Source organism: Neisseria sp. P0021.S006, from assembly GCF_051956895.1.
Window position 1 is genome coordinate 1 of sequence record NZ_JBQCWZ010000508.1, and the last position, 968, is coordinate 968.

The 968-nt window shown below is 50.1% G+C and carries 1 pseudogene; it reads right to left on the bottom strand.

Features of this window, described 5'->3' with window-relative positions:
- A pseudogene (locus tag ACTHUM_RS15320) lies at positions 1-968 on the bottom strand (transketolase); the annotation flags it as partial.

Genomic DNA, 968 nt, shown 5'->3' on the forward strand with positions numbered 1-968 from the left:
CTTCGCCCAAACCGATGGAATCGTGGGTGAACACAAATACAGGGTTGATTTTCATCAGCGAAGCCATACGTAAGGCGTTACGCTCGTATTCGCTGAACATCAGGAAAGTCGCGCCGAATGGTTTAACACCGCCATGCAGGGTAAGGCCATTCATCACCGCGCCCATACCGAATTCACGCACGCCGTAGTGAATATAGTTGCCGCCGTGTTCGCGGGTAACGGAAACGCTGTTTGACCAGTCAGTCAGGTTGGACGGGGTCAAGTCGGCAGAACCGCCCACCAATTCAGGCAGCTCTTTTGCCAAGATTTCGATGCTGTTTTGGCTGGCTTTACGGGTCGCGATGGTTTCTGCTTTGGCACACACTTCTTTCAATGCGGCTTGAACGTAAGCATCGAAATTTTCAGGCAGTTTTTTATCCATGCGGCGCACGAATTCTGCAGCTTCGGCAGGATATTTGGCTTGATATTGAGCGAAGAGTTCGTTCCATTCGGCCTCAAGTTTCGCGCCTTTTTCTTTTGCATCCCATGCTGCATAGATTTCTTGAGGGATTTCAAACGCAGGATAAGCCCAACCCAAATGTTTGCGCGTGGCTTCGATCTCATCCGCACCCAAAGGCGCACCGTGGGTTTTGTGACTGCCTTCTTTGTTGGCACTGCCTTTACCGATTAAGGTTTTGCAGCAAATCAGGGAAGGTTTGCCGGTTTCGGCTTTGGCCGCTTCAATGGCCGTCTGAATGGCATCAGTGTCATGACCGTTTACATTTGGAATCACATGCCAGCCGTAGCTTTCAAAGCGTTGCGGAATATTTTCGGTAAACCAACCGTCCACTTTACCATCGATGGAAATATTGTTGTCATCATATAAAACAATCAGTTTGCCCAAGCCCAAAGTACCGGCAAGCGAGCAGGCTTCATGCGATACGCCTTCCATCATGCAGCCGTCGCCCATGAAAACGTAGGTGTAGTGG